The sequence below is a fragment of the Streptomyces rubiginosohelvolus genome (assembly GCF_014649875.1).
GTDB lineage: Bacteria > Actinomycetota > Actinomycetes > Streptomycetales > Streptomycetaceae > Streptomyces > Streptomyces rubiginosohelvolus.
The window spans coordinates 413,918-439,149 of sequence record NZ_BMTW01000002.1 but is presented as its reverse complement, the minus strand read 5'-3'; the positions used below and the strand labels follow the sequence as shown (position 1 = coordinate 439,149).

The following is a 25,232-nucleotide window of genomic DNA, read 5'->3' as shown; positions in this document are numbered from 1 at the left end:
GTGTTCGGACGTCGCAAGAAGAGTGGTTCCGCCGAGGACGCGGCGGACGAGGTGCGCGAGGCCGAGCAGGTCGCCGACGAGCCCGAGAGCGGCGACGCCGCCGCCGGGGGCACGCGTCGGATGAATCTTCCGCCGGCCCCCCGGCCGGACGGACCCTGGGACAGCTCCGAGGTCTCCCAGCCCGGCGAGGGCCGGGTCGATCTGGGCGGCATCTTCGTCCCCGGGGTCGAGGGCATGGAACTGCGCGTCGAGGTGGCCGGGGACGCGATCGTCGCCGCCACCGTGGTGCTGCGCGACAGCGCGGTCCAGCTGCAGGCCTTCGCCGCCCCCAAGAAGGAGGGCATCTGGGGCGAGGTCCGCGACGAGATCGCCTCGGGCATCACCCAGCAGGGCGGCGTCATCGACGAGGTCGAGGGCCCGCTGGGCTGGGAGCTGCGCGCGCAGGTCCCCGTACAGCTCCCGGACGGCACGGGCGGGGTGCAGCTCGTGCGCTTCGTCGGCGTCGACGGTCCCCGCTGGTTCCTGCGCGGAGTGATCTCCGGCCAGGGCGCCGTCCAGCCGGAGGCCGCCGGACTGCTGGAGACGATCTTCCGGGACACCGTGGTCGTCCGCGGCGACGGCCCGATGGCCCCCCGCGACCCGATCGTCCTCAAGCTCCCCAACGACGCCCAGATGGTGCCCGAGGGTGTGCAGCAGGAGGACCAGGAGAGCTCCCGGTTCTCCGGCGGCATGGGCCAGCTCCAGCGCGGCCCCGAGATCACCGAGGTCCGCTAGCGGCACCTCGCGGAACTCCACAGCTACGGCCGGTGGGCCGCACCCCTTCCCGGGTGCGGCCCACCGGCCGTCGCACGTACCGGCCCCGGCCATTGCCCGGCCGTGTGCCGTACACACATACTTGGCGGGCGACGACGCGGGTCAGACGCGGGCCATGTACGTACGACGGGGGAGCAGCATGACCGAGAGCACCAGCGGGCAGTCCGGCACGGCCCTCGCCGAGGACCCGGCCCGCAGCGCCATGGTCACGGTCGAGGACCTGCACCGTTCGTACGGCAGCGGAGCGGCGGCCGTGCACGCCCTGCGCGGCGTCTCCTTCGAGATCCCGCGCGGCGAGCTGGTCGCGCTCAAGGGCCGCTCCGGCTCCGGCAAGACCACCCTGCTCAACCTGGTCGGCGGCCTGGACACCCCCGACAGCGGCCGGATCACCGTCGACGGTACCGAGCTGGCGGGCCTCGGCGAGAAGGGCCTGCTGGAGCTGCGCCGGGACCGGGTCGGCTTCATCTTCCAGTCCTTCGGCCTCATCCCGATCCTGACCGCCGCCGAGAACGTCGGCGTACCGCTCCGGCTGCGCAAGGCCGACCCGGCCGAGCGCGACGAACGGGTCGCCCTGCTGCTCTCCCTCGTCGGCCTCGCCGACCACGCCGAGCAGCGGCCCGGCGAGCTCTCCGGCGGCCAGCAGCAGCGTGTCGCCATCGCCCGCGCCCTCGCCAACCGCCCCGCCCTCCTGATCGCCGACGAGCCCACCGGACAGCTCGACGCCGAGACCGGGCTCGCCGTGATGGAACTGCTCCGCGCGGTCGTCCGCAGCGAGAACGTCACCGCCCTCGTCGCCACCCACGACCCCCAGCTGCTGGGCCTCGCCGACCGGGTCCTGGAGCTGAGCGACGGCCATATCGTCGAACAGTCCTGAGCCCCCGGGCCCACCCTTCCGGCTCTCCCGGCGCGCATCAGAGTTCCGTCAATACGCCCCTCACCTGCACTCCCCGGACCGAACCACGGCCCGCGGCGGAGTAGCGTCGATGGCGGCAGCCGCACCGGGCGCGCCACCGGCCCTCCGCAGGACACGGCCGGACGGAAGAAGACAATGGGGCCATGGGACGCGGCATACTCCGGATCTACCTGGGCGCGGCACCGGGCGTCGGCAAGACGTACGCGATGCTCTCCGAGGCGCACCGCCGGGTCGAGCGCGGCACCGACTGCGTGGTGGCCTTCGTGGAGCACCACGCCCGGCCGCGCACCGAGGTGCTGCTGCACGGCCTGGAGCAGGTCCGGCGCAGCGAGATCAGCTACCGCGGCGCCGTCTTCACCGAGATGGACGTCGACGCCGTCCTGGAGCGCGCCCCGGCCGTGGCCCTGGTCGACGAGCTCGCCCACACCAACGTCCCCGGCTCCCGCAACGCCAAGCGCTGGCAGGACGTCGAGGAGCTGCTCAAGGCCGGCATCGACGTCATATCCACGGTCAACATCCAGCACCTGGAGTCGCTCGGCGACGTCGTCGAGTCGATCACCGGCGTCCGGCAGCGCGAGACCGTCCCCGACGAGGTGGTCCGCCGGGCCGACCAGATCGAACTGGTCGACATGTCGCCCCAGGCGCTGCGCCGCCGGATGGCGCACGGCAACATCTACCAGCCCGACAAGATGGACGCCGCCCTCTCGAACTACTTCCGCCCCGGCAACCTCACCGCCCTGCGCGAGCTGGCCCTGCTGTGGACCGCCGACCGGGTCGACGAGTACCTCCAGCAGTACCGGGGCGAGCACAACATCCGCACCACCTGGCAGGCCCGCGAACGCATCGTCGTCGGGCTGACCGGCGGGCCCGAGGGCCGCACCCTCATCCGCCGTGCCTCCCGGATGGCCGCCAAGGGCTCCGGCAGCGAGATCCTCGCCGTCTACATCGCCCGCAGCGACGGCCTCACCTCCGCCTCCCCGAAGGAGCTGACCGTCCAGCGGACCCTGGTCGAGGACCTCGGCGGCACCTTCCACCACGTCATCGGCGACGACATACCGGCCGCCCTGCTGGAGTTCGCGCGGGGCGTCAACGCCACCCAGATCGTGCTGGGCTCCAGCCGCCGCAAGACCTGGCAGTACATCTACGGCCCCGGGGTCGGCGCGACCGTCGCCCGCGAGTCCGGACCCGACCTCGACGTCCACATCGTCACCCACGAAGAGGTCGCCAAGGGCCGCGGTCTGCCCATCGCCCGCGGCGCCCGGCTCGGCCGCGCCCGGATCATCTGGGGCTGGCTCGTCGGCGTCGTCGGCCCCGTCCTGCTCGCGGTGGTCCTGCGCTCCATGGAGGACGCTCCCGGCCTCGCCAACGACGTCCTGCTCTTCCTCTTCCTGACGGTGGCCGCCGCCCTGCTCGGCGGGCTGAGACCCGCGCTGGCCTCGGCGGCCGTCGGCTGCCTGCTGCTGAACTACTGGTTCACCCCGCCCACCCACACTCTGACCGTCCAGGACCCGGAGAACCTCGTCGCCATCGTGATCTTCTTCGCGGTGGCGGTGGCGGTCTCCTCCGTGGTCGACCTCGCGGCCCGGCGCACCCACCAGGCGGCCCGGCTGCGCGCCGAGTCGGAGATCCTCTCCTTCCTGGCCGGCAGCGTGCTGCGCGGCGAAACGGCCCTGGACGCCCTGCTGGAGCGGGTCCGCGAGACCTTCGCCATGGAGTCCGTCGCCCTGCTGGAGCGCAGCAGCGACGTCGAGCCGTGGACCTGCGCCGGATCCGTCGGCCCGGCCCCGGTCGCCCGCCCCGACGACGCCGACGTGGACATGCCGGTCGGCGACAACCTGGCCCTCGCGCTCTCCGGCCGGGTGCTGCCCGCCGAGGACCGCCGGGTGCTCGGCGCGTTCGCCGCCCAGGCAGCCGTCGTTCTGGACCGCCAGCGCCTGGTCGGGGAGGCCGAGCAGGCCCGCAGACTCGCCGAGGGCAACCGGATCAGGACCGCCCTGCTAGCCGCCGTCAGCCACGACCTGCGCACCCCGCTGGCCGCCATCAAGGCCGCCGTCAGCTCACTGCGCTCCGACGACGTCGCCTGGTCCGACGAGGACGAGGCGGAGCTTCTGGAAGGCATCGAGGACGGCGCGGACCGGCTGGACCACCTCGTCGGCAACCTGCTGGACATGTCCCGCCTCCAGACCGGCACCGTGACGCCCCTGATCCGCGAGATCGACCTCGACGAGGTGGTCCCCATGGCACTCGGCGGCGTCCCCGAGGGCAGCGTCGACCTCGACATCCCGGAGACGCTGCCGATGGTCGCCGTCGACCCCGGGCTCCTGGAGCGGGTCGTCGCCAACATCGTCGAGAACGCCGTCAAGTACAACCCGGGCCGGGAGCCCGTCGCCGTTGCCGCCAGCGCACTCGGCGGCCGGGTCGAGCTGCGGGTGGTGGACCGGGGCCGGGGCGTCCCCGACGAGGCCAAGGAACGCATCTTCGAGCCCTTCCAGCGGTACGGGGACGCCCCGCGCGGCGCCGGAGTGGGGCTCGGCCTCGCCGTCTCCCGGGGCTTCGCCGAGGCCATGGGCGGCACGCTGGACGCCGAGGACACCCCGGGCGGCGGGCTGACCATGGTCCTGACGCTGGCCGCGGCACCGGGCGGCGTCCGGGCCGACCCAGAGCTTCCGGCCCGGGTCACCTCGTGACCCACCCCCGGGCGCACTCCGCCCGCCCCGACGTGTTCCCCAGCTCCTCCCCGTACAACCCGGGCAGCCAGTGCAGCCCATACAGCCCGAACAGCAGAAAGGCAGGTCCGCGATGACCAGGGTGCTTGTGGTCGACGACGAGCCGCAGATCGTCCGCGCCCTCGTGATCAACCTGAAGGCCCGCCAGTACGAGGTCGACGCCGCGCCCGACGGGGCGACCGCCCTCCAACTCGCCGCCGCCCGCCACCCCGATGTCGTCCTCCTCGACCTCGGGCTGCCCGACATGGACGGGGTCGAGGTGATCAGGGGCCTGCGCGGCTGGACCCGGGTCCCGATCCTGGTCCTCTCCGCGCGCCAGACCTCCGACGAGAAGGTGGAGGCGCTGGACGCCGGCGCCGACGACTACGTCACCAAACCGTTCGGCATGGACGAGCTGCTGGCCCGGCTGCGCGCCTCCGTACGCCGGGCGGAGCCGGTCGGCCAGGAGGGCGGCACCGAGGACATCGCCCTCGTCGAGACCGCCGGCTTCACCGTCGACCTGGCGGCGAAGAAGGTGCACCGGGCCGGCCGCGACGTACGCCTCACCCCCACCGAGTGGCACCTGCTGGAGGTCCTCGTCCGCAACGCCGGCCGCCTGGTCAGCCAGAAACAGCTCCTCCAGGAGGTCTGGGGCCCCTCCTACGGCACCGAGACCAACTATCTGCGCGTCTACATGGCCCAGCTGCGCCGCAAGCTGGAGGCGGACCCCTCGCACCCCCGCCACTTCGTCACCGAACCGGGCATGGGGTACCGGTTCGAGCGCGACTGACCCCGCACCGGCTCACCCTTTCGAGTGATCATCGCGGCCCCGCGTGTACCGCCCGCAGGACCGGTACTCTTCGGGTATGAGTGCTGTTTCCCGATCCGAGAAAGCCGGGAAGGCCGGGAAGGCGGCGAAGCCTTCCGGGCGCTTCCGCCGTATGCTCGACCGGCTCTCCAGTTCCCAGGAGGACCTGGAGTCCCAGGAGCTGCGGGAGGACGCGCAGGCCACCGGGTGCACCCGGATCTCCGAGTGCTCCGACCGGCAGATCGTGAAGGTGGCTGGTACGTTGCGGACCGTCACCCTCCGTCCCCGGGCCGGAGTGCCCGCCCTGGAGGCGGAGCTCTTCGACGGCACCGAGCCGCTGGACGTGGTCTGGCTCGGCCGTCGTTCCATCGTCGGGATAGAGCCCGGCCGCAGGATCATCGCCTCGGGGCGGGTCGCCATGAGCCACGGCCGCCGGGTGCTGTTCAACCCCACATACGAACTCCGACCGCTCGGCAAGGAGTAGCCGGTGACGTCTCTCGACAAGCCGACGTCCGACACGGACAAGTCCCACCGCACCGACCCGCGGCACACCGGCGGGAGGCACGCCGCCCAGCAGGACGCGGAGTCGAGGACCGTCACCGAGGCCGCCCTCTTCGAGGCCTTCGGCGGGGTGCGCGGCATGGTGGAGACAGTCCTCCCCGGGCTGCTCTTCGTCACGATCTTCACCATCAACAAGAACCTGAACGCCTCGGCCATCGCGGCCCTGGCGGTGTCCCTGGTCCTCGTCGTCGTCCGGCTGATCCGCCGGGACACCGTCAAGCACGCCTTCAGCGGCGTCTTCGGGGTGGCCTTCGGCGTGCTCTTCGCCAAGATGACGGGCGACGCCAAGGACTTCTATCTGCCGGGCATGCTCTACACCCTGGGCCTGTCGGTCGCCTACATCGCCACCGCCGCCGCCGGCGTACCCCTGATCGGTCTGATCCTCGGCCCGGTCTTCAAGGAGAACCTCTCCTGGCGGACCCGTAACCCCGGCCGGAAGAAGGCGTACACCAAGGCCAGCTACGCCTGGGGCTTCATCCTGCTGGCCAAGTGCGCGATCCTCTTCCCGCTCTACTGGTGGGCCGACACCACCCAGTTCGGCTGGGTGCTCATCGCGCTGAAGATCCCGCCGTTCCTGCTCGCGGTCTACCTGACCTGGATCTTCCTCGCGAAGGCGCCGCCGCCCATCGACGTCTTCGCCGAGATGGAGGCCGAGGAACAGGCCGAGAAGGAGCGCAAGGCGCAGGCCGCCGCCGCGGTCCGCGAGCCGGAGGCCTGACCTCCGCACGCTGCACGGGAAGGGGCCCGGAACCGCTGAGCGGTTCCGGGCCCCTTCCTTATGCTGGCCGGCTCAGTCGTCCTCAGGACTACGCCGGACCGACAGCAGATCCTCCAACTGCTCCTCGCGCGCCTGGGCGGCCACGAACAGCAGCTCGTCCCCGGCCTCCAGGGACTCCTCGGGGCTGGGCGTCAGCACCCGCGTACCTCGGATGATCGTCACCAGCGAGGTGTCCGCGGGCCAGGCCACATCCCCGACGCGGATGCCGGCCAGCGCCGACTCCGGCGGCAGGGTCAGCTCCACCAGGTTGGCGTCGCCGTGGCTGAAGCGCAGCAGCCGGACCAGATCACCGACGCTCACCGCCTCCTCGACCAGGGCCGACATCAGACGCGGCGTCGACACGGCGACGTCCACGCCCCAGGACTCGTTGAACAGCCACTCGTTCTTCGGGTTGTTCACCCGGGCCACCACGCGCGGCACGCCGTACTCGGTCTTGGCGAGCAGCGAGACGACCAGGTTCACCTTGTCGTCCCCGGTCGCGGCGATCACCACGTTGCACCGCTGCAGCGCCGCCTCGTCCAGCGACGTGATCTCACAGGCGTCCGCGAGCAGCCACTCGGCCATCGGGACCCGCTCCACCGAGATGGCGGTCGGCGCCTTGTCGATCAGCAGCACCTCGTGCCCGTTCTCCAGCAGCTCGGCGGCGATGGAACGGCCCACCGCGCCCGCCCCGGCAATCGACACACGCATCAGTGACCGTCCTCCTCGGGACCCTGGGCGAAGGCCTCTTCGACCTGGGCGATCTCGTCCGTACGCATCATCACGTGGACCAGGTCGCCTTCCTGGAGAACGGTCTGCGAGGTCGGCAGTATGGCCTCGCCCAACCGGGTGAGGAAGGCCACCCGGACCCCCGTCTCCTCCTGGAGCGTGCTGATCTTGTGGCCGATCCAGGACGGCGTGGTGTGCACCTCGGCGAGCTGCACACCCCCGCTCGGATCGCGCCACAGCGGCTCCGCGCCCGAGGGCAGCAGCCGCCGCAGCATCTGGTCCGCCGTCCAGCGCACCGTCGCCACGGTGGGGATGCCGAGGCGCTGGTAGACCTCGGCGCGCCGGGGGTCGTAGATGCGCGCCGCGACGTTCTCGATGGAGAACATCTCGCGGGCCACCCGGGCCGCGATGATGTTGGAGTTGTCGCCGCTGCTGACCGCGGCGAACGCACCGGCGTCCTCGATCCCCGCCTCGCGGAGGGTGTCCTGGTCGAAACCGACCCCGGTGACCCGGCGACCGCCGAATCCGGACCCCAGGCGGCGGAACGCCGTCGGGTCCTGGTCGATCACCGCGACGGTGTGCCCCTGCTGTTCGAGGGTCTGTGCGAGAGCGGCACCGACGCGCCCGCAGCCCATGATGACGATGTGCACTGTGCGCCTACCCCGCCGTCCTGGTCATCCGGCTGACCTGCGAAAACACGCTGCTCACACTTCTCTCTCGGCTTGCTGGGCAAACAACGCGGCACACACCCGTGGTGTGGCCCGAAGACGAGCTTAAGCGCCGGGGAAGCCACTCCCTCATCCGAGTCTCCGCTTCCTCTCGCGCTCCGGTAAAGGGAAAGTAAAAAAGGGAGAATCAGCGCAAGGATTGCGTTAAAGAATGCAGAGACGTTCTCCTCCGACCGCAGGAGATTGCGGGGCCACGTCGAAAGGCCGTGCGTTTCGGCCACGGGCTCCGCTTACGATCCTCAGCGTGTCCAAACTGACCGACCTGCCCAAACGGATCCTGATCGGGCGAGCGCTGCGCAGCGACAAGCTCGGGGAGACCCTGCTCCCCAAGCGCATCGCGCTGCCCGTCTTCGCGTCCGACCCGTTGTCCTCGGTGGCGTACGCACCCGGAGAGGTCCTCCTCGTGCTGTCCATCGCGGGGGTGTCGGCGTACCACTTCAGCCCCTGGATCGCCGTCGCGGTCGTCGTCCTCATGTTCACGGTCGTCGCCTCCTACCGGCAGAACGTCCACGCCTACCCGAGCGGCGGCGGCGACTACGAGGTCGCGACCACCAACCTCGGCCCCAAGGCCGGACTGACCGTCGCCAGCGCCCTGCTCGTCGACTACGTCCTCACCGTCGCCGTGTCGATCTCCTCCGGCGTCGAGAACCTCGGTTCCGCAATTCCGTTCGTCATCGAGCACAAGACGCTCTGCGCCATCGGCGCCATCGTCCTGCTCACCCTGATGAACCTGCGCGGAGTGAAGGAGTCCGGGAAGCTCTTCGCCATCCCCACCTATCTCTTCGTGGCCGGCGTCTTCCTCATGATTCTCTGGGGCGCCTTCCGCGGACTGATCCTCGGCGACTCCATGCACGCCCCCACCTCCGACCTGGAGATCAAGCCCGAACACGAGGGGCTGGCCGGCTTCGCGCTCGTCTTCCTGCTCCTGCGGGCGTTCTCCTCCGGCTGCGCCGCCCTCACCGGCGTCGAGGCGATCAGCAACGGGGTGCCCGCGTTCCGGAAGCCGAAGAGCGGTAACGCCGCGACGACCCTCGCCCTGATGGGCCTGTTCGCCGTCACCATGTTCTGCGGCATCATCGGCCTGGCCCTGGTCACCGACGTCAAGATGGCCGAGAACCCGGCCGTCGACCTGATCCGCGACGGTGTCCCGGTCGGCGCGGGCTTCACCCAGGACCCGGTCATCGCCCAGGTGGCCGAGGCGGTCTTCGGCCACGGCTCCTTCCTCTTCATGGTCCTCGCCGCCGCCACCGCGCTGGTCCTCTTCCTGGCCGCGAACACCGCGTACAACGGCTTCCCGCTGCTCGGCTCGATCCTCGCCCAGGACCGCTACCTGCCGCGCCAGCTCCACACCCGCGGCGACCGCCTCGCCTTCTCCAACGGCATCGTGCTGCTCGCGGGCGCCGCGATCCTGCTCGTCGGGATCTACGGAGCCGACTCCACGAAGCTGATCCAGCTCTACATCGTCGGGGTGTTCGTCTCCTTCACCCTCAGCCAGACCGGCATGGTGCGGCACTGGAACCGCCTGCTGGCCGACGAACGGGACCAGGCCAGGCGCCGCCACATGATCCGCTCCCGCGCCATCAACGCCTTCGGCGCGTTCTTCTGCGGCGTGGTCCTGGTGATCGTCCTGGCCACCAAGTTCACCCACGGCGCCTGGGTGGCCCTGCTCGGCATGGTCATCTTCTACGGCACGATGACCGCGATCCGGAAGCACTACGACCGGGTCGCCGCCGAGATCGCCCCCGACGAGACTCCCGCCGACGAGAGCGTGCGCCCCTCCCGCGTCCACGCCATCGTCCTCGTCTCCAAGCTGCACCGCCCCACACTGCGCGCCCTCGCCTACGCCCAGCTGATCCGCGCCGACCAGCTGGAGGCGCTCTCCATCAGCGTCGACCCGGACGAGACGAAGGCACTGCGCGAGGACTGGGAGCGGCGCGCCATCAACGTCCCCCTCAAGATCCTCGACTCGCCCTACCGCGAGGTGACCCGCCCGGTCATCGAGTACGTGAAGGGCCTGCGCCGCCAGAGCCCGCGCGACGTGATCAGCGTCTACATCCCCGAGTACGTGGTCGGGCACTGGTACGAGCACCTGCTGCACAACCAGAGCGCCCTGCGCCTGAAGGGCCGGCTGCTCTTCACGCCCGGGGTCATGGTGACGTCGGTCCCGTACCAGCTCCAGTCCTCGGAGGCGGCGAAGAAGCGGGCCCGCAAGCGCGCGGACTGGAGCGCTCCGGGGTCGGTGCGCCGGGGGCCGGTGGAGCGGGGGAACCGCAAGGGGTGAGGGCGAGGGAGAGAGGGGAGGGGGCCAGACGGAGAGTCGGGGGCTTGCTCGTGGTCACCACCCCCACCAGTCCCACGTAGACTGGTGGGCTGTTGTCCGGCAGCAGCTCGACCACCTGCCCCTTCCTCCCTTTCCTCTCTGGAGCCTCCCCTCATGCAGAACGAACCCACGTCGTCGCTGGTCGGGGAGGAGTACGAGGTCGAGGTCGGGCCCGTCGCACACGGCGGCCACTGCATCGCCCGGACCGCTGAGAACCAGGTGCTCTTCGTCCGCCACACGCTCCCCGGCGAGAAGATCATCGCCAAGGTGACGGACGGCGACACCGACTCCCGCTTCCTGCGGGCCGACGCGGTACGCATCCTCGAACCGTCCAAGGACCGCGTCGAGGCGCCCTGCCCGTACGCGGGCCCCGGCATGTGCGGCGGCTGCGACTGGCAGCACGCGAAGCCGGGCGCGCAGCGCAGGCTCAAGGGCGAGGTGATCGCCGAGCAGCTCCAGCGCCTGGCGGGCCTGACCCCCGAGGAGGCCGGCTGGGACGGCACGGTGATGCCGGCGGACGGCGACAAGCTGCCCGCGGGCGAGGTGCCGGCCTGGCGGACCCGCGTCCAGTACGCCATCGACGCCGACGGCCGGGCGGGCCTGCGCAAGCACCGCTCGCACGACGTGCAGCCCATCGACCACTGCCTGATCGCGGCGCCGGGCGTCTCGGAGCTCGGCGTGGAGAAGCGGGAGTGGCCGCAGATCGCCGCGGTGGAGGCGATCACCGCCACCGGCTCGAACGACCGCCAGGTCATCCTCACCCCGAAGCCCGGCGGTCGGCTCCCCCTGGTCGAGCTGGACAAGCCGGTCTCCGTGCTCCGCGTCGACGAGAAGGACGGCGGCGTCCACCGCGTCCACGGCCGCGCCTTCGTCCGCGAACGCGCCGACGACCGCACGTACCGCGTCGGCTCCGGCGGCTTCTGGCAGGTCCACCCGCAGGCGGCCAACACCCTGGTCCGCGCGGTCATGCAGGGCCTGCTGCCCCGCAAGAACGACACGGCCCTCGACCTCTACTGCGGCGTCGGCCTCTTCGCCGGCGCCATCGGCCAGCGCCTCGGCGAGAAGGGCGCGGTCCTCGGTATCGAGTCCGGCAAGCGCGCGGTCGAGGACGCCCGGCACAACCTGAAGGACCTGGACCGGGTCCGCATCGAACACGGCAAGGTCGACCAGGTCCTGCCCCGCACGGGCATCACGGAGTGCGACCTGATCGTCCTGGACCCGCCGCGCGCGGGCGCGGGCAAGCAGGTGGTCAAGCACCTGTCGGGCCTGGGCGCCCGCAAGATCGCCTACGTTGCGTGCGACCCGGCGGCCCTGGCCCGGGACCTGGCGTACTTCCGGGAGGGCGGGTACCGGGTACGGACGCTGCGGGCGTTCGATCTGTTTCCGATGACGCATCATGTGGAGTGTGTGGCGATCCTGGAGCCGGTGAAGAAGGACGCCTGACCTGCGGTTTTTCCGAGTGTGCGTTATGGGCGTTACGTGCGCTAGGTGCGATATCTTGACGCAAATCTGACGCACGTGACGCACGTTTGACGCACGGACGGCACGGTTTCTGATGGCTCGTCATGCGTATTTGTCAACCGCCGGCTGGAGCCCTCGGGGGCGTGGTCGTAGGAGCCTTGAGGTGGCTGAGGCGCTGGCTGCCGAGCTGTTGGCTGCCACTGTCTCATCCGCTTCTCGGTAGTGACGTTCCGTGACGCTCGGTGGGGTGTCCGGTGCGTGTTGTGTCAGGGGCCGTAGGGACTCCAGTGCCCGAGAAAGGGCCTGAGATCGTCGGCTCGTGGTTCGGGGATGTCGGGCAGTCGCGGCGGTGTGTTCAGAGGGTCGAGGCGCTCCACGCGGGCTGCTGCCCAGTCGATCCACGCTTCGGCTTCGCTCCTGTCCTGGCCTGGGGGCATGGCCTCGACCCGAGTGCGTACGGCGCTCACGTACTCCGTCAGTCGGATGGCTTGGCGCCATGCGGCTTCCTGCGCCTCGAAGTGCCTGACGCGGTACGCCTCGGCGTACTGGACGCGCGCTTCCTCCATGGCGGCTTCCCAGCGGACGCGTTTCTGACGCCCTGCTTCGATCTCGTCCAGACGTCTGCGTTCGGCGGCTTCGCCGCGAAGGGTGACCTCCTGCGCGATCTCGGCGAGCTGGTCTTCGAGGGAGCGGCCGGGGGGTGTCGGCCCATTCGCTCGCCCGGTGCGGGTGGCCGCCGCTGAGGACGAAGCGGAGGCGTTCGGACGGGGTGTAGTCGAAGCGGGGGATCCTGATCCAGGAGTTCTTCTTGGCCTCGGCGAGTTCCTTCTCGGTAGCGACGTGCTCCGTCCGGTCCTGCTCCTGGAGGACAAGGAACCCCACTGCCTGGCCCTGTGCCGTGATGGTGAAGTGGGGATCTGCCCTGCGGCGGCGATGGGACGGGGGCGCGGAGCCAATCTGTCCTGCCGAACTGGAATGTCCTTCGTTCTCGGCAGTGATGATCAGCGCCTGGATAAGCCTGAGGGCGCGTCCTTGGACGGACTTGGTGAGGCCCAGCGGCTGGGGTTCGTTCTGCATGGCCCGGACCACGGTGTGCGGCCGCGCGAGCCGGGAGGGCACGGGGACGGGTTCGAGGACGGCGAGGCGCCAGGCGGGGATGTCGACGAGTTGGATCTCGTACCCGCCACGGCACCAGCCCCCGTGTAGCTCTTTCGCCTCCGGGACCCTTCCGGACCTGCGTGCCGCGGCGACGCGGGACGGCCACTTCTCCAAGCCCGGACCGCTGCCGCTCTTGACGATCCTGCCGCCGGCCTCCGCGAGCTCTTGCAGCAACTGCTCCGTGAACGTCACGCGAGGCTGTGGGGGAGGGCTTGGCTTTCGCTCGGCTGCCGGAGTCTCCAGGGCTCGGGTGGGCGGCGGTTGCGGAGTGGCGACCTGGGTCTTCCGCGGGCGGGACCCGCGTGGAGGGTAGGTGCCGTGTGCCAGGTAATGCTGGCCAGCAGCCGTCAGGACGACGTTCCACTGCCAACCCTTTCGGGAGACCGTGACCAAGCCCCGGCTCTGCAGTGCCTGGCACGTGGTCTTGTAGGAGCTGGTCTCCCAAACACCGGCAGGGGACCCGGTTCCCACCCACTCCAGTACCGCAAGCTGACGCTCATTGACCTGCCGCTCCAAATGGCCCGCCTCCAACTCGCTGCTGGGCGCAGATCCACCCGTCAAACTCACGCAGCGGGCGGTCCGGTCCCTGAGTGAAGCGCGTGAGCACTTCCTGGAGCGGGTGCATCAGGGAGGCACGCTCATCATCCGGGATGCTGATGGTCGCATGCGCTGGTGGACGTGGGCGGGGCACCGGGCCAATGCCACACTGGCGGCCACCCTCGATGAGGTGGCGGTGCCGGGCCAGCGCGTCAACGATCACTGGATCCGGCTGCGTGAGGACATGACACCGGCGTCCTGGAAGAGTCACACCGCCGGTGCGGCCGACCGGCTCTGTCTTCCCGCAGTCGATGAGCGGGCCGTACGAGGTCTGAAATTCGCCGAGGCTCTGCCGCCGAGGCTGGCGGAAGCGACGCTTTCGGCCCGTCTGGCCGGCTCGGAGTCTGCGGTTGCCGTGTTGTCCGAACCTGTGCGATTCGTCTCGATCGCTGGGCAATGAGACTGCCTGGGATGGGACGTCAATTTCCGTGTTGCCGGGCCTCAAGGGGTACCCAGTGACCCGCACCGCGTGATCCAGCCACGATCGCCAAAGTTCCGGCCGGCAGCCATCGTGATGTTTTCGGCAGGCCAGGCCTTACCTAAGATCACCACAACCGAACTGCGGCCCGACGGGCTTCCTGGACAGGACATGCCCCCACCCGCACGAGTCACTCGTGCCCTGGGGGAACCACCTCGTGTCCATGCTCCTTCTGAGACTGTCGGCTCAGGATCTGCTCACTCTCGACTCGCGCGACCGGATGGTGCCGCATCTTGCCGCCCGGTGGCGGTACTTCCGGGGAGCGGACGCCTCGGAGTCGGAGCGCTCCGCCTGGGCGGAGAGCCTGGTGAGCCTCGCCATTGACCTGGTCGCAGCGGGACGGGGGAACGTGGAGATGATCGTCGAGTGTGCGGCCACCCTCGACGAGGCGGTCTGTCCCGGCGATCCCCGCCTTATCGACGTCGTTCTGGTGGGGCGCCATCCAGAGCGCCACGTGCCCTCCGTGCAGTTGGTCGAGTTGAAACGTTGGTCGACGGTGAGCCGGGTGGAACTGGCGACCGCGGACCTTTTGCATGTGCCGGGAATCGAAGAGAAGAAGAAGCATCCGGCGCTGCAACTGGGCGCAAACTATGAGGCGTTCACGAGCCCTCAAGGTCCGTTCCAGGGTACCGACTTCGAATGCGGCGGTTTCGCTTACCTGCACAACGCTACCGACGAATCCGTAAGAACCCTGATCGACGTGGACGCGCCGACAGGGGCCTACGCCCGCGTCTACACGAGTGACCGCCGCGAGCAGTTGTTGTCCGACCTCAGGATGAACTTCGCGGAGGTTGGTGCGGCCTCCACGGCAGAGCGGATGCTGCAGAGCATGGGCCTGCGCAATACTCCGCTGCTCGATGCCATGATTTGGTCCCGCGGAGCCGACACCGTCTTCACTCTGCGAGGGCGGCAGAAGGAGGTCGCGGATCAAGTTCTGGAGACTGCTTCGAGGGTCCTACCGGATCCTCGGCATCCCGCCCTGGTACCGGACGAGCGGCGTGTGGTCTTCCTCGTGACGGGTGGGGCGGGAACCGGGAAGAGCGCGATCGGCCTGCAGATAAAGGCGGAGCTGGAGGCTCAAGGCCGTACGGTCAAGTACGCCAGCGGCAGCCGGGCTTTCAACGGGGCCCTCCAAGAACACGTCGGCTACGGGGATCGGCAGTTCAGGGAGACGTTCACCTACTTCAGCAGCTTCGTCACTCCACCTGACCCGCTCCTGGACGTGCTGATCTGCGACGAGGCTCACCGGCTCCGGGATCGGTCGACCAGCCGATTCTGGAAACCCGAAGAGCAGGGCACAGGACCGCAGGTCGACGAGCTCCTGGCTGCATCCCGTTTGACGGTGTTCTTTCTGGACGAGGGACAGTCCGTGAGACCGAACGAGGTCGGAACGGTCGATCTGATCAAGGACGCAGCCGAGCGGCACAACGCTCTCGTCATTCCTTACAAGTTGAGGGAACAGTTCCGATGTGGGGGCAGCGACGCCTACGTCCGGTGGGCGAAGGCGTTGCTCGGCGTGACGGACGAGGAGCCCGGCAAGTGGCGCCCCGACGGACTGATGCACATTGAGGTGGCAGACACCCCGGAAGAACTCGAGCAGATCATTCGGACAGAAGTACGGGCCGGTGCGTCCGGGCGCATGGTCGCCGGCTACTGCTGGCCATGGACGAAGCCGCTCGGCAAGGAGCGACGACTGGAGGCCGATGTCCGCATCGGTGAGTGGCACCGGCCGTGGAACGCGGACAGCGAAAGCTTCTGCGAGAACGAGGCTCCGCCGTCGAGGATCTGGTCCGTGCACGAGAATGGTCTGGGTCAGATCGGCTGTGTCTACACCGCGCAGGGACTCGAATGGGACTGGTGCGGGGTGCTCATGGGTGACGACATGGTGCGCCGCGGTGACCGGTGGGTCTTTCGACGGGGCAAGGAACTCAAGACCGCGGATCCGGGCATCAAGCGGGTTGCAGAGCCCGGTTCGTTCGATCCCAAAGTGAAGGCCGGCAGTGTCGATGACGACGAGTTCGCGCGTCTCGTCCGGCACGCTTATCACGTGTTGATGACCCGGGCCAGTCGTGCCACGGTGCTCTATTCCACGGACCAGGAGACCCGGGACTATCTCAAGAGTCTCGTCGGCAAAGTCGAGATTCATGGGCTGCGTCCCACTTGGGAGAACCTTCCAGTGGAGGCGCGTACGCCGCATCTTCCCAGGCCTGGCCGAGGACGGGGGCGGGGCAGGAACAAGGGGAAGAGTCGGAAGAGTGGGGGGTCGCAAGCCTCTGAAATGAGACTGTTCTGACAAGAGCTGTCGTATGAGTGAGGTGGCGGACTCACCGGGCCCGCCACCGGCCTGCACTAGAAGAGCAGACCTGCCATCGCCATCAGGGCCGTCACCAAGAGATTGGAGACGACTGCGGCGGCGATCTCGATCAGGATCTCGCGGATCCGTTCACGACGCGCAGGCTTGCACTCGACCGAGGTCATGGCCACTCCAAAGCAGTGAGATCGGAATGGCAGGGGGACGCCCTACCGGGCATCCACGCTCGCGTCGCATGTCACCACACGACGGGCACAACCATTCCTCACCCGCAACTCACTGGGGTGAGCTCAGGAACCGCAGCCTCGTACCCTCCGGGAAGGTGCGCAGCGCGATCATGCTATCTCGTCGAGTCGACGCGGAGTGTGGATTCCGCAGTCGCAGTCGCATGCGCGGACTAGACATGACCGGGTGCTTGCGACGGTCAGAGCGTCGGGGGGACCAGTGAGCGGAGCTTTTCACGGGTTTCCGGGTCCGTCGAGTAGATGATCGTGCCGATCATGCCCCGGGTCAGCAACACCTTGTACGTGTTGCGGACCAGACGGTCGACGTCCTCGTCCGCGGTGGCCTTGGTGAAGGACGGGTCCTTGGAAGCGCTCCGGTCCACCACCCATCGGTCCGTACGCCAGACGAGGTCCGGACCAATGATCACGCCGGACCAGTCGTACTCGAAGCCCTGCGCGGTGTAAACGCACCCGACCTGTCCGAACCCTGCCGGGTCGGTGGCCCAGAGGGGTGCCGGCGGGGCGCCGAGCAGGGCGCGGTCGCCAAAGAGGTTCCACGGCCTGGCCCAGTCGCCGATGACCACGTCGGTGGGCAGGGTGTGCATGCTGGAAGTGATCTTTGTCGTCCACTTCCAGCAGTAGCCCGCGGACATGCGCGCACCGTAGCCCTCGGACCGTCGGGCAGCCAGGAAGTCCTCCAGCTCCTGGGGGGTGTCCGCGGTCAGGAGCTGTACCTTGTCGTCCGACTCCCACACGGTGGGCGCGTTTCCTTCGAGCCCCAGCAGGTCGACCACCCAGCGCAGGTAGGCGTCGCTGCCACCGCACCGGAACTGGCTGTCGAGTTTCACCACCGTGCAGTCCAGACCCTGTTCGGCCGCGGCTGCTTGGATCTGTTCCACGGTTCCCATCTCGCCCGGACGCACCACTTGGTGCTGGTCCAGCAGGAATACCGGAACCCGCGCGGCGTCCATCAGCTCCGCCACCTGCGGTCGGCCGGTCCGCAGAGTCGCCTTTGTGTAGCGGTTGGCGGAGGTCTTGCGCAGCCGGTGCGCCTCGTCGCAGACCAGCACGTCGAGGTCGTTCGGCTCAGCCTCCATAAAGCTGTTGAAGTAGCGGAAGAGCCGTTGGACCTCGGGCTTGTGGGCACCGGCGACCTTGCGCATCGTCTTGGTGAAGGACTGCGAACCGGTGGCGTGCAGGGCCGGTACCCCGCGCCGGTAGAGGTCGCCCAACAGGGAGAGGGCGATCACGCTCTTGCCGGAGCCTGGTCCGCCGGCCACGACGACGACCTGCTTGTGGTTGGACCGCCGAGCCTGTCGGACTGCCGACATGACCGTTTCGTAGGCGAGCCGCTGTTCGTCCAGCAACACGAACTGCTCCCGGTTACGCACCTCTTCGGCGGCAACGGCCATTAGCTGCCTCGACGGCCGCACCTTGCCCTGCAGCAGGGCGTCGGCTGCCTCGGCACCCGGCTTCGCCGCCAGCCTGGAGCGGAGGTAGCCGAGGAAGGCGCCACGCTGGTCGCCGGTGAACATCCGGCCCCGATCGTCCTCGGTGACGGCGCGGAGCCCCGCCACCCCGAAGTCGGTCGCGTTGTGCAGGTAGGCGACCCCCGCGACCGAGTCGGGGATCCGCTCCAACGCTCCGTTGAACGAGATGAGGTAGTCGCAGTAGCCGCGCACCTGCTCGATCGGGTTGAGGACCGGATCCGGGTAGGCGTCGATGCGGCACAGCAGCGGATCGTCCTCCTCCGGGTAGGCCTCGCTCCACTGCTTCAGCTCGACCACCACGTACGAGGGCTCTCCGGTACTCGGATGAACACCGGCAAGTATCACGTCCGCGCGCTTGCTGGTCAGGGGCAGCGCGTACTCCAGCATCATCTCGACTTCACCGAGCCCGGCTTCGACGAGCGCGTTGGTGAGAGCCGGGATACTCCGCTCCCAGGAGCGCACCTCCGACGGCTGGGGTCGATGACGGTGTTCGTGCAGGAAGTTCTCGGTCAGGAGCTCGGTCAGCTGTCCTTCAAGGTGGGTGCGGTTGGCCAACGACGCCGCGGACTCACGGAACAGCAAGGAAGTGCCCCCAGGCAGCACGAAGTAGCTCGTGCGGGTGGGGGCATGTCCTTCGGTTCCACGGAAGTGGAGCGGAAGCCCGTCGGGCCGCTGAGATGGTCTTCGCCATCCTAGAACAGGCTATGGATCTGGCGCCTGAGCTGGTCGACAACCTCGTATGTGGGGGAGCTGGTGACGCTCCTCTGACGCACACAGTTCCCTTGCGTCAACGGAATGGGGACTCTGGCCGGTGATTCTGCCCGGTCCCTTGTTTCTCAATGCGTTCTCAGGGACGCATCATGTGGAATGCGTGGCGATCCTTGAGCCTGCTGAGAAAGGCCGCTGACCTGAAGTTTTGGCGAGTTTGCGTTACGGGCGATATCTGACGCACGTGACACACGTTTGACGCATGCTCTGATGAGGCGCCAGGTGCTGGTGTGGAAGGTGGCGCGCCATCAGGACGTCTCGGGAAGCGCGTCTGCGGCCGGCAGGCCTGAGAAATCCCGCCAGCCGCCTGGCGGGATTTCTCAGGCCCGGCGGACCAGCGCGCAGCTCATCGGTCTGCTGCGAGCCCGCGTGGAGGTCCAGCTGAACGCCTACGGACGGGTCGCCGCGTCCGGGCGCCCGGAGGGCGAGCACCTGGCCGTCGACGACATCGCCCAGCTCATGACCGCGCTCGACCAGGGGGTCTCCGTGCTCCGGTTGAGCGGCATCGCCTCCGTGGACGGCGCGCTGATGCGCACCGGGCTGCGCCGCCTCCTCGACCCGGAGAGCGCCGCTGTCGAACCGTCACCGGTTCGGAGCGGCCATGCCCCCCACATGCCGGACATCGAGTGGGTCCGCAGGCTCACCCGGGACACCCCGGACGCCTGAACCGGCACGCCGCAGATGCGCGTGCCGGGGCCCGCGAGCCCGCCCTGATCCGAACGACAGGCCCTAGGTGCCCACCGGCCGTGCTCCCAGCACCGGCAGCAGGCGCAGCTTCTCGTCGTCGGCCGAGCCCGGGGCGGCCGTGTACACCAGCAGCGTCTGGTTCTGCTCCGGGTCCACCAGCACCTGGCACTGCAGGGTGAGGACTCCGAGCTCGGGATGGCGCACGCGCTTGGGATCCACGCGTGGAGCGTCGATCTCGTGCGCGCTCCACAGCGAGGCGAACTCATCGCTGCGTTCCAGGAGCCGGTCGCGCAGCTCCTCGGCGCGTCCGCCCGTTCCCTGCCGGGAGTAGGCGGCGCGCAGGCCGGAGGTGAAGAAGCGGCTGTGCAGCGGGTGGTCCTCCTCCGGATACAGCAGCCGGGTGGCGGGGTCGGTGAACCACCGGTAGGTGAGGCTGCGCCCGGGACCCGTGTACCCCGTCTGGTCGCCGAGGAGCGCTCCGGCCATCGGGGTCTGGGCGAGGGTCTCCGCCACGTCGCTGACCACCTGCGCGGGGGTGTCGTCCAGCCGTCCCAGGATGCGCATCAGGCCTGGCGTGATGTGGTCCGAGCGCAGATCGCCGGGGCGGGAGGGCGTGTTGTGCCCGGCGATGCGGAAGAGGTGATCGCGTTCGGCCAGCGACAGGCGCAGGCCGCGGGCGATGGCTGCGAGCATCGGCTCCGACGGCTGCGGTCCGCGCTGCTGTTCCAGCCGGCTGTAGTAGTCGGTGGACATGCCGCTCAGCGCCGCCGCCTCTTCCCGGCGCAGGCCGCGGGTGCGACGTCGCGGGCCGCGGGGCAGGCCCACGTCTTCCGGTTGCAGGGCTTCCCGGCGGGTGCGGAGGAAGTCCGAGAGTTGTGCTCGGTCCACGGTTCCAGTCTCCCTCATGCCCCGTACCCGAGGTCGGGGTGGTGTGCGGGTGGGGCGTCAGAGCAGCATGCCGCCCGACGCCTCGATGCGCTGCCCGGTGACCCAGGAGGTGCCGTCGGCGAGCAGCGCGGCGGCTGCGGCGCCGATGTCCTCGGCCTCACCGGGGCGGCCCATGGCCGTGACGCCGCTCAGCATGGAGCGCATCTCCTGGTTGTCACGGACTCCGCCGCCGCCGAAGTCGGTGCCGGTGGCACCGGGGGCGAGGGCGTTGACCGCGATACCGCGCGGGCCCAGTTCCTTGGCCAGGTACCGGGTGAGGATCTCCACCGCGCCCTTGGCCGCCGCGTACGCGGCGGTGGGCGCGGCGATGAAGCGGGTCAGACCGGTGGAGACGTTGAGGATGCGCCCGCCGTCCTTGAGCAGTGGCAGCAGCGCCTGCGTGAGGAAGAAGACCCCCTTGACGTGGACGTCCATCAGGCCGTCGAACTGCTCCTCGGTGGTGTCCTCGAAGAGCGCGTGCACGCCGTGTCCGGCGTTGTTGACGAGAACGTCGAGGTCCTCGCGGCCCCACTCCTGGGCCAGCGTCGCCCGCACCTGTGCGGTGAAGTCCGGGAACGCGGCGGTGTCTCCGGTGTCCAGCCGCAGGGCGACCGCCCTGCGGCCGAGCTTCTGGGCCTCCTCAACGACGGCCTGCGCCTCCTCGGCGTGCGAGCGGTAGGTGAGGATCAGGTCGGTGCCCGCTTCGGCGAGGTGCAGGGCGGTGCTGCGGCCGAGGCCGCGGTTGGCGCCGGTGATCAGGGCGATGCGCGTCATGGTGGGCTCCCTTTCCGTGAGGTGCGGGCAGGACCGCCGGTCCGCCGCCTTCCCGTCAACGGTGTCGCAGGCCGAAGGACGGATGAAGGCCGCAGTGATCCAGGGATCGCCGATCCCCCCTTACGGGCTCCCGCCATCGCCTCACCCCGCCTGCCAGACGCGGGACAGAGCCGTCGCCGTGAGCACTTCCTCGGGCGGGCCCTGGCCGATGAGCCGTCCGTCGGCCAGGAGCAGGCAGGCGTCGGCCGAGCGGGCGGCCTCCAGGTCGTGTGTGGCCTGGACGACGGTCGTGCCGTCGGCGACCAGGTCCGCCAGCAGGGCCGTGATCCGGTTCCTGGCCTCGGGGTCGAGGCCGGTCGTCGGCTCGTCCAGGAGTAGCAGGTCGGACTGTTGGGCCAGGCCCTGGGCGATCAGTACGCGTTGGCGTTGGCCGCCGGACAGCTCGCCGAGCTGGCGGGCGGCGAGATCGGCGACGCCCAGGCGTTCCATGGCGGAGTCCACCACGGTTCGGTCCTTCCGGGTCAGTTTCCGCCAGAGGCCCCGCTCTCCCCAGCGGCCCATCTCCACGGTCTGCCGTGCGGTGAGGGGGAGTGCGTCGCCGACGGCGCCTCGCTGCGGGACGAAGGCCGGCGGGCTGCCCTCCGCGTACCGGAGCTGTCCTGATGTGGCATCGATCACTCCGGCCAGCACACCGAGCAGCGTGGACTTGCCGCTGCCGTTCGGGCCGACCAAGGCGGTCATGTCCAACGCCGGTATGCCCGCAGTGAGTTGGTGGAGTACCTGACGGCCGGGATAGCCCGCGTTCAGGTCGTGGAACCGGATGCGCTCGCTCCGTGGTTCGTCGCCGGGCGGTGTCGTCCCGCTGTTATTGAACATGATTGTCATTGTAGGGTCATCGCATGGAGTGGTTGACGGCCCCCTTCGAGGTGGCCTTTGTGCAGCGTGCCCTGTGGGCCGGGGTCCTGGTGTCGGCGATATGCGCCCTGGCCGGAACGTGGGTGGTGCTGAGGGGGATGGCCTTCCTCGGTGACGCCATGTCCCACGGACTTCTGCCGGGCGTCGCCGTCGCCGCGCTGCTCGGCGGCAACCTCCTGGTGGGAGCGGTGGCGAGCGCCGCCGTCATGACCGTCGGCGTCACCGCCCTCGGCCGCACCCCACGGCTGTCCCAGGACACCGGCATCGGCCTGCTCTTCGTCGGGATGCTGTCCCTGGGCGTCATCATCGTGTCGCGCTCGCAGTCGTTCGCCGTGGACCTCACCGGGTTCCTCTTCGGCGACGTACTCGCCGTGCGCGAGAGCGATCTGGTCCTTCTCGGGGTGGCGTTCCTGCTGGCGCTGGCCGTCTCCGTGCTCGGCCACCGCGCCTTCCTGGCCCTCGCGTTCGATGAGCGCAAGGCCCGGACGCTCGGCCTGCGCCCCCGGCTCGCACACGCCGTGCTGCTCGGCCTGCTGGCCCTCGCCATCGTCGCCTCCTTCCACATCGTGGGCACGCTGCTCGTCCTCGGCCTGCTCATCGCCCCGCCCGCGGCGGCCCTGCCCTGGGCGCGAAGTGTCCACGGCGTCATGGCCCTTGCCGCGGTTCTCGGCGCGGCTGCCACCTTCGGCGGCCTGCTGCTCTCCTGGCATCTGCGCACAGCGGCCGGCGCGACCGTCTCGGCCCTCGCGGTCAGCCTCTTCTTCCTGTCCCACCTGGCGTCCGGGCTCCGCCACCGACGTCGTACGCGCAGCACCGGCGCCCCCGCCCGTGCCGTCACGTTCACCCCGAACGCCCCCACGACCCGACCGAACGAAACCTGAGGCGATCCCCCTTGTCCGTCCGAACGCATGGCGCGCCCCTGGCGTCCGCACTCCTGTCCGTGGTCCTGCTGACCGCAGGCTGCGCGGGGCAGGACGACGCCAAGTCCCCGTCCGACAGCACTGATACGCCGGCCGTTCCCCACGGTTACGTCGAAGGCGCCGCCGAAGCCGCCGAGCAGCAGTCCCGGCTCCTCCTCGGTGACGCCGAATCAGGCGACACGCGCGTGCTGGACCTGATCACCGGTAAAACCCACGACACCGCGCGCAGAGCCGGTGTCACCGCACTCACCACGGACGGCCGCTTCGGCTTCTTCCACGGCGCGGACCGCACCCAGGTCCTCGACAGCGGCGCGTGGATGGTCGACCACGGAGACCACGTGCACTACTACCGCGCGAAGATCAAGCAGGTGGGCGAGCTCCAGGGCGGCGCCGGTACGAGCATCCGCAGCGACAAAGGCGTCACCGTCGTGACAGCGGCCGACGGGAAGGCGGGGGCGTACCACCGCGCGGAGATGGAGAAGGGCACCCTCGGCACTCCGGACCAGCTCCCGGGCACCTACGGCGGACCCGTCGTGCCGTACGCCGAACACCTGGTCACCCTCACGCGCGACGGCGACGCCCCCGCGAAGGTCGTCGTCCTCGACCGGTCCGGCAAGCGCGTCGCCGCTCCGGAGTCCACGTGCGAGAACCCGAAGGGCGACGCGGTCACCCGGCGGGGGGTCGTCCTCGGCTGCGCCGACGGAGCGCTGCTCGTACGCGAGGACGACGGCACCTTCACCGCCGAGAAGATCCCGTACGGCGAGGACGTGCCGGAGACGGAGCGGGCCGCGGAGTTCCGGCACCGCCCGGGCAGCACGACGCTCACGGCGCACGCGGGCAGGAACGCCGTCTGGGTCCTCGACATCACCGAGCGGGCCTGGAAACGCGTGGAGACCGGGCCCGTGGTCGCCGCCAACACCGCGGGCGAGGGCGCTCCGCTCATCGTCCTGGAGCGCGACGGAGCCCTGCACGGCTACGACATATCCACCGGCGAGGAGACCACCGCCACCGCGCGTCTGCTCAAGGACGTCCCCCGCACCGCCGGCAGCCGTTCCGGGGCACCGGTGATCGAGGTCGACCGGAGCCGGGCCTACCTCAACGACTCCCATGGCAAGCGCGTGTACGAGATCGACTACAACGACGACCTCCGGATCGCCCGCACCTTCGACCTGGACATCCGGCCGTCCCTGATGGTGGAGACGGGCCGATGAGCGTACGCGTGACGACAGCGCGGCTGCGCGCCCTGCTGCTGACCCTGGTCACCTTCCTCGTCGTCGCCGGTACGGCGACCGGCTGCGGCCCGGGCGACGACCGGCCCCGGATCGTCGTGACGACCAACATCCTCGGCGACATCACCCGGGAGATCGCCGGAGACGAGGCGGAGGTCAGCGTCCTGATGAAGCCCAACGCCGACCCGCACTCGTTCGGCCTGTCGGCCGTGCAGGCCGCCGAGCTGGAGAACGCGGACCTGGTCGTCCACAACGGCCTCGGCCTGGAGGAGAACGTGACGCGGCACGTGGAGGCCGCCCGGGAATCGGGAGTGGCCACCTTCGCCGCGGGTGAGGCGGCCGACCCCCTGACCTTCCACGCCGACGAGGAGGGCGGCCCGGGCGACGGGGCCGGAGCGCCCGACCCGCACTTCTGGACCGACCCCGATCGCGTGCGCAAGGTGGCCGGCCTGATCACCGACCGGATCATCCAGCACGTGGACGGCGTGGACGAGAAGGCCGTACGGGACAACGCCGAGCGCTACGACGGTGAACTCGCCGCCCTCTCCACCTGGATGGAGAAGTCCTTCGCGGTCATTCCCGAAGGCCGCCGCGCCCTCGTCACCAACCACCACGTCTTCGGCTACCTCGCCGACCGCTTCGGCTTCCGTGTGATCGGCGCGGTCATCCCCAGCGGTACGACACTCGCCTCGCCCAGCTCCTCCGACCTGCGCTCCCTCACTCGGGCCATGGAGAAGGCCGACGTACGCACCGTCTTCGCCGACTCCTCCCAGCCCACCCGGCTCGCCGACGTCCTGCGCCGGGAGATGGGCGGTGACGTGAACGTCGTCCCGCTGTACTCCGAGTCGCTGACCGAGAAGGGCGGGGGCGCCGGCACCTATCTGGAAATGATGCGCGCCAACACCTCGGCCATGGCCGAAGGTCTCACCGGCAACTGACCGCTCCCCGAGGGCCGGATC

At 69.7% G+C, this 25,232-nt stretch carries 22 protein-coding genes; 14 read left to right on the top strand and 8 right to left on the bottom strand.

Annotated features, from left to right (window positions below; translation table 11 throughout):
- The 6 genes from IE134_RS09275 (at position 1) to IE134_RS09250 (ending at position 6,518) form a co-directional block, all read left to right on the top strand.
- Positions 1–774, top strand: a complete 774-nt coding sequence (locus IE134_RS09275) for a DUF3710 domain-containing protein (RefSeq protein ID WP_030716133.1) — start codon at positions 1–3, stop codon at positions 772–774.
- Positions 775–952: 178 nt separating this feature from the next.
- Positions 953–1,687 carry an ABC transporter ATP-binding protein gene (locus IE134_RS09270; protein WP_032767664.1) on the top strand — a complete coding sequence of 245 codons (735 nt, stop codon included), beginning with the start codon at positions 953–955 and terminating at the stop codon, positions 1,685–1,687.
- Positions 1,688–1,869: 182 nt separating this feature from the next.
- Positions 1,870–4,413 carry a DUF4118 domain-containing protein gene (locus IE134_RS09265; protein WP_098016577.1) on the top strand — a complete coding sequence of 848 codons (2,544 nt, stop codon included), beginning with the start codon at positions 1,870–1,872 and terminating at the stop codon, positions 4,411–4,413.
- Between the two features lie 112 nt (positions 4,414–4,525).
- On the top strand, positions 4,526–5,221 hold the full coding sequence (locus IE134_RS09260) for a response regulator (RefSeq protein WP_030716139.1): 696 nt from the start codon (positions 4,526–4,528) through the stop codon (positions 5,219–5,221).
- A 76-nt stretch (positions 5,222–5,297) separates the two neighbouring features.
- Entirely contained in the window at positions 5,298–5,723 is a 426-nt protein-coding gene (locus IE134_RS09255; RefSeq protein ID WP_179255748.1) for an OB-fold nucleic acid binding domain-containing protein, read from the top strand.
- Between the two features lie 3 nt (positions 5,724–5,726).
- The gene (locus IE134_RS09250) at positions 5,727–6,518 is read left to right on the top strand and encodes a DUF3159 domain-containing protein (RefSeq protein WP_189430162.1); all 792 of its coding nucleotides are present in this window, start codon (positions 5,727–5,729) and stop codon (positions 6,516–6,518) included.
- A gap of 72 nt (positions 6,519–6,590) precedes the next feature.
- On the opposite strand, the gene IE134_RS09245 is transcribed toward IE134_RS09250, so the two are convergent.
- Both IE134_RS09245 and IE134_RS09240 read right to left on the bottom strand, forming a co-directional pair.
- Positions 6,591–7,268, bottom strand: coding sequence for a potassium channel family protein (locus IE134_RS09245; RefSeq protein ID WP_010059597.1), 678 nt, complete (start codon positions 7,266–7,268; stop codon positions 6,591–6,593).
- Positions 7,268–7,936 carry a potassium channel family protein gene (locus IE134_RS09240; protein ID WP_010059595.1) on the bottom strand — a complete coding sequence of 223 codons (669 nt, stop codon included), beginning with the start codon at positions 7,934–7,936 and terminating at the stop codon, positions 7,268–7,270. The genes IE134_RS09245 and IE134_RS09240 overlap by 1 nt, the downstream gene beginning before the upstream one ends.
- Positions 7,937–8,258: 322 nt before the next feature.
- Here IE134_RS09240 and IE134_RS09235 point away from each other — a divergent pair, with 322 nt between their 5' ends.
- Both IE134_RS09235 and IE134_RS09230 read left to right on the top strand, forming a co-directional pair.
- Positions 8,259–10,295: an APC family permease gene (locus IE134_RS09235; protein WP_030716145.1), complete on the top strand. Its 2,037-nt coding sequence runs from the start codon at positions 8,259–8,261 to the stop codon at positions 10,293–10,295.
- 153 nt (positions 10,296–10,448) lie between these two features.
- On the top strand, positions 10,449–11,777 hold the full coding sequence (locus IE134_RS09230) for a class I SAM-dependent RNA methyltransferase (protein ID WP_030716148.1): 1,329 nt from the start codon (positions 10,449–10,451) through the stop codon (positions 11,775–11,777).
- Between the two features lie 284 nt (positions 11,778–12,061).
- Here the strand turns inward: IE134_RS09230 and IE134_RS09225 are convergent, their stop codons facing one another.
- Positions 12,062–12,361, bottom strand: coding sequence for a hypothetical protein (locus IE134_RS09225; RefSeq protein WP_229823450.1), 300 nt, complete (start codon positions 12,359–12,361; stop codon positions 12,062–12,064).
- A gap of 1,091 nt (positions 12,362–13,452) precedes the next feature.
- On the opposite strand from IE134_RS09225, the gene IE134_RS09220 reads away from it, so the two are divergent.
- Together IE134_RS09220 and IE134_RS09215 are read left to right on the top strand one after the other, a co-directional pair.
- The gene (locus tag IE134_RS09220) at positions 13,453–13,950 is read left to right on the top strand and encodes a hypothetical protein (RefSeq protein ID WP_229823449.1); all 498 of its coding nucleotides are present in this window, start codon (positions 13,453–13,455) and stop codon (positions 13,948–13,950) included.
- Between the two features lie 241 nt (positions 13,951–14,191).
- Positions 14,192–16,321: a DUF2075 domain-containing protein gene (locus IE134_RS09215; RefSeq protein ID WP_229823470.1), complete on the top strand. Its 2,130-nt coding sequence runs from the start codon at positions 14,192–14,194 to the stop codon at positions 16,319–16,321.
- 56 nt (positions 16,322–16,377) lie between these two features.
- Here the strand turns inward: IE134_RS09215 and IE134_RS34055 are convergent, their stop codons facing one another.
- Together IE134_RS34055 and IE134_RS09210 are read right to left on the bottom strand one after the other, a co-directional pair.
- Complete coding sequence (locus IE134_RS34055) at positions 16,378–16,506, bottom strand: DUF6408 family protein (RefSeq protein WP_229823447.1); 129 nt, start codon at positions 16,504–16,506, stop codon at positions 16,378–16,380.
- 257 nt (positions 16,507–16,763) lie between these two features.
- On the bottom strand, positions 16,764–18,635 hold the full coding sequence (locus tag IE134_RS09210; protein WP_189430160.1) for a DUF2075 domain-containing protein: 1,872 nt from the start codon (positions 18,633–18,635) through the stop codon (positions 16,764–16,766).
- A gap of 555 nt (positions 18,636–19,190) precedes the next feature.
- Between IE134_RS09210 and IE134_RS09205 the strand changes: the two genes are divergently transcribed.
- A complete protein-coding gene (locus IE134_RS09205; RefSeq protein WP_098016576.1) occupies positions 19,191–19,487 on the top strand; it encodes a hypothetical protein in 297 nt (98 codons plus the stop codon).
- A 63-nt stretch (positions 19,488–19,550) separates the two neighbouring features.
- On the opposite strand, the gene IE134_RS09200 is transcribed toward IE134_RS09205, so the two are convergent.
- The 3 genes from IE134_RS09200 to aztA all read right to left on the bottom strand — a co-directional run bounded on the left by IE134_RS09200 (position 19,551) and on the right by aztA (position 22,094).
- Complete coding sequence (locus tag IE134_RS09200; protein ID WP_189430158.1) at positions 19,551–20,396, bottom strand: helix-turn-helix transcriptional regulator; 846 nt, start codon at positions 20,394–20,396, stop codon at positions 19,551–19,553.
- Between the two features lie 57 nt (positions 20,397–20,453).
- Entirely contained in the window at positions 20,454–21,209 is a 756-nt protein-coding gene (locus IE134_RS09195; protein WP_030716160.1) for an SDR family NAD(P)-dependent oxidoreductase, read from the bottom strand.
- A gap of 141 nt (positions 21,210–21,350) precedes the next feature.
- Positions 21,351–22,094 carry a zinc ABC transporter ATP-binding protein AztA gene (gene aztA / locus IE134_RS09190; RefSeq protein WP_179887927.1) on the bottom strand — a complete coding sequence of 248 codons (744 nt, stop codon included), beginning with the start codon at positions 22,092–22,094 and terminating at the stop codon, positions 21,351–21,353.
- A 14-nt stretch (positions 22,095–22,108) separates the two neighbouring features.
- Here aztA and aztB point away from each other — a divergent pair, with 14 nt between their 5' ends.
- The 3 genes from aztB to aztC are packed head-to-tail and all read left to right on the top strand — an operon-like array spanning position 22,109 to position 25,211.
- Positions 22,109–23,005, top strand: coding sequence for a zinc ABC transporter permease AztB (gene aztB, locus IE134_RS09185; RefSeq protein WP_030716166.1), 897 nt, complete (start codon positions 22,109–22,111; stop codon positions 23,003–23,005).
- An 11-nt stretch (positions 23,006–23,016) separates the two neighbouring features.
- A complete protein-coding gene (locus IE134_RS09180) occupies positions 23,017–24,255 on the top strand; it encodes a hypothetical protein (RefSeq protein WP_189430156.1) in 1,239 nt (412 codons plus the stop codon).
- Positions 24,252–25,211 (top strand): zinc ABC transporter substrate-binding protein AztC, encoded by a 960-nt coding sequence (aztC, locus tag IE134_RS09175; protein ID WP_098016572.1) that lies wholly within the window; start codon positions 24,252–24,254, stop codon positions 25,209–25,211. The genes IE134_RS09180 and aztC overlap by 4 nt, the downstream gene beginning before the upstream one ends.
- Positions 25,212–25,232: the final 21 nt, after the last annotated feature.

Bases quoted from the DNA above. Each gene is read 5' to 3' on its own strand.
- IE134_RS09255 (WP_179255748.1), top strand. From the start codon at position 5,298: ATGAGTGCTGTTTCCCGATCCGAGAAAGCCGGGAAGGCCGGGAAGGCG.
- aztA (WP_179887927.1), bottom strand. From the start codon at position 22,094: ATGACAATCATGTTCAATAACAGCGGGACGACACCGCCCGGCGACGAA.
- IE134_RS09230 (WP_030716148.1), top strand. From the start codon at position 10,449: ATGCAGAACGAACCCACGTCGTCGCTGGTCGGGGAGGAGTACGAGGTC.
- aztB (WP_030716166.1), top strand. From the start codon at position 22,109: ATGGAGTGGTTGACGGCCCCCTTCGAGGTGGCCTTTGTGCAGCGTGCC.
- IE134_RS09245 (WP_010059597.1), bottom strand. From the start codon at position 7,268: ATGCGTGTGTCGATTGCCGGGGCGGGCGCGGTGGGCCGTTCCATCGCC.
- IE134_RS09260 (WP_030716139.1), top strand. From the start codon at position 4,526: ATGACCAGGGTGCTTGTGGTCGACGACGAGCCGCAGATCGTCCGCGCC.
- IE134_RS09195 (WP_030716160.1), bottom strand. From the start codon at position 21,209: ATGACGCGCATCGCCCTGATCACCGGCGCCAACCGCGGCCTCGGCCGC.
- IE134_RS09215 (WP_229823470.1), top strand. From the start codon at position 14,192: ATGCTCCTTCTGAGACTGTCGGCTCAGGATCTGCTCACTCTCGACTCG.
- IE134_RS09225 (WP_229823450.1), bottom strand. From the start codon at position 12,361: ATGGAGGAAGCGCGCGTCCAGTACGCCGAGGCGTACCGCGTCAGGCAC.
- IE134_RS09270 (WP_032767664.1), top strand. From the start codon at position 953: ATGACCGAGAGCACCAGCGGGCAGTCCGGCACGGCCCTCGCCGAGGAC.
- IE134_RS34055 (WP_229823447.1), bottom strand. From the start codon at position 16,506: ATGACCTCGGTCGAGTGCAAGCCTGCGCGTCGTGAACGGATCCGCGAG.
- aztC (WP_098016572.1), top strand. From the start codon at position 24,252: ATGAGCGTACGCGTGACGACAGCGCGGCTGCGCGCCCTGCTGCTGACC.
- IE134_RS09265 (WP_098016577.1), top strand. From the start codon at position 1,870: ATGGGACGCGGCATACTCCGGATCTACCTGGGCGCGGCACCGGGCGTC.